Raw genomic sequence first — 2,249 nt, forward strand, 5'->3', positions numbered from 1 at the left:
AGAGGACGTTAAGTCCGTTTCCTGTAGAGGCCTTCCGGGCTGGGTGAGGATGCTTTGGCTGCCGAGTCAGCCGGGTGTCGGCGGCGGTTGAACTCAACCGTCGTCGAGACCGAGTCGGGAGCGGGTGACGTTCACCGTGGAATCAGCTTCGTGGCCAGGGCCGAGTCGCTTACGCGGCACCCTGCCTTTCCTGCGGCCCCGACGGATCGACAGCTGTGAACGTGGAGAAACGGCAAGTCAAAGGACTGCTCAGCTACCCAAGGCTTACCACTCCGGCGCCAGCACCGACCAGACCTCGGCGTCGTGGCGGACGTCGCGGTAGAGGTAGGTTTCGCGCAGGACGCCCTCACGGGTCATGCCGAGTCGCTTGGCCACGTTGATGCTGGGCGTGTTGTTCGGCGACACCAGCCACTGCACGCGGTGGATGCCGCGTTCGTTGAATGCCCAGTCGATGATTAGCCGTGCGGCACGTCCGACCAGGCCCCGGCCTGTGGCGGCAGGCTCCAGCCAGCAGCCTGCCTCGCAGGTGCCGGCGGCGGCGTCGAATTTCGGGAAGGAGACGCCACCCACGAGGGTGCCGTCGAGCCAGATACCGTACAGTCGGCCGGTGTCGGAGGCTGCCTTGTCGGCGTAAAGCTGGAGATAGCTGCGGGCGGAGTCCAGGTCTGCGGCGAGGTCGGGCAGCTCCATGTGCGCACCGATGAAGTCACGGCCCCGCTCCATGTGCGCGAGGAACTCCTCGGCCCGCCACGGCTCCAAAGGCCGCAGCTCGGCCCCGTCCCCCAGGGAAATCGCGAACATAGCCATCCTTCAAGGTGCGCTTATCCGACCATTGGATCTTCGCACGCCCACCCGCTACGGACGGCGGCGGGGGCTTGCCGCGTTATAGGGGGTGTTGCGTCCGTTTCTGGTAGCGGCCTCGTCCGGGTTGGGTGAGGAAGCCTTGTCGGACGAGGCGTCCGAGGCGGCTGCGGGTGACGTTAACGGTCGCCTCGTCGGTGGGCATGCCGAGGAGTTCGTGCAGCTCGCGGGCTCGGAATGCCCGGCCGGGGTGCTGCTTGAAGGCGTTCACGATGGCCTGGTAGGCGGTGTTCGTCTCGGGCGGACCGGGCTCGGTCCCGGGCGGGATGCGTTCGGCGATGATCTTCCGGGTGGTCGCCAGGTCTGCGAGTCGCGCTTCGGTCTCGGCCAGGGCGGCAGTCAAGTGGCCGTTCTGGTCGCGTAGTTCACCGGCCCGGGCCGTGGTTTCGTCGTGCTGGACCTGGAGGTCTGCCAGGAGCTCGCTGATGTTCACGCGGCAAGCCCGAGGGTGTCGCGCCAGGTGGGGGCGGGTGTGGTGAGGCGGCGGGCCATGTTCGCGATGGAAGCCCAGTAGACGCGCGAGGCGGAGGTGTCGGGTCGGTGGTCGTACTCGCGGGCGAGGCGGCGATGCAGCATCAACGTGCCGTTGACCTGCTCCACGATCCACCTCTTCGATTGCGGGACGAAGCCTTTGCCCTGGTCTGCGGGGTTGCGGCGGACGACCTCGACGTCGATGTCCAGCAGGGCGCCGTGGATGAGAACCTCGTCCTTGAAGCCCTGGTCCACCAGGGCCTTCTCCAGACGCATCCCGCACCGCTCGGCCGCCTGATCGAGCAGGGCGGTGCCAGCGGCGTTGTCGTGGGCGGAGGCGGCCAGCACCACGACGCCGATGATCAGCCCCAGAACGTCGACGGCCAGTCCCCGCTTGCGCCCCGACACCTTCTTGTTGGCGTCCAGTCCCGTCGTGGTCTTCGGGACACCCGCGGCCGCGCGGACGGACTGGGTGTCGATGATCACCAGGGACGGGTCCTCTAATCGCCGGGCTCTCTCCCGCACCTGGCAGCGCAGGAGTTCCTGGATCCGCTGGTCGAGCCCGTCCTCGCGCCACAGGCCGAAGTAGTAGAACACCGCCGACCAGGCCGGGAAGTCATGGGGCAGATAACGCCACTGGCAGCCCGTCCGGTTCTGATAGAAGATCGCGTTCACTACCTCCCGCAGATCGCACGACCCGGGATCTCCGGTCGCTGACCGCGCCACCCTCTCCTGCTTCCAGGCCGTGATCATCGGCTCGATCAACGCCCATTGCTCGTCCGCTAAGTCGCTCGGGTACGGCTCTCGCTTCATGCCCAGCATCCCAACATGGACATGACCAGCGGATGCCCCTGTATGACGATCAGTCCCACGATCGAGCGATCACGAACCGAGGAAGATCGGACTTAACGTCCACT

Annotated in this window: 3 protein-coding genes; all 3 read right to left on the reverse strand. The window is 66.7% G+C overall.

From position 1 onward, the window contains the following. Window positions 1-264 precede the first annotated feature (264 nt). The 3 genes from ACFY3C_RS45710 to ACFY3C_RS45720 all read right to left on the reverse strand — a co-directional run bounded on the left by ACFY3C_RS45710 (window position 265) and on the right by ACFY3C_RS45720 (window position 2,145). Entirely contained in the window at window positions 265-801 is a 537-nt protein-coding gene (locus tag ACFY3C_RS45710; RefSeq protein WP_390775186.1) for a GNAT family N-acetyltransferase, read from the reverse strand. Between the two features lie 82 nt (window positions 802-883). Further along, window positions 884-1,294 (reverse strand): hypothetical protein, encoded by a 411-nt coding sequence (locus ACFY3C_RS45715; protein WP_390775187.1) that lies wholly within the window; start codon window positions 1,292-1,294, stop codon window positions 884-886. Continuing rightward, complete coding sequence (locus tag ACFY3C_RS45720) at window positions 1,291-2,145, reverse strand: IS5 family transposase (protein ID WP_390775188.1); 855 nt, start codon at window positions 2,143-2,145, stop codon at window positions 1,291-1,293. The genes ACFY3C_RS45715 and ACFY3C_RS45720 overlap by 4 nt, the downstream gene beginning before the upstream one ends. Between the last annotated feature and the right edge of the window lie 104 nt (window positions 2,146-2,249).

The sequence above is a fragment of the Streptomyces sp. NPDC001410 genome (assembly GCF_042895235.1).
In the GTDB taxonomy this organism is placed as follows: Bacteria; Actinomycetota; Actinomycetes; order Streptomycetales; family Streptomycetaceae; genus Streptomyces.

Excerpts from the sequence above, each read along its gene's own strand:
- ACFY3C_RS45710 (WP_390775186.1), bottom strand. The coding sequence starts at position 801 with ATGTTCGCGATTTCCCTGGGGGACGGGGCCGAGCTGCGGCCTTTGGAG.
- ACFY3C_RS45720 (WP_390775188.1), bottom strand. The coding sequence starts at position 2,145 with ATGAAGCGAGAGCCGTACCCGAGCGACTTAGCGGACGAGCAATGGGCG.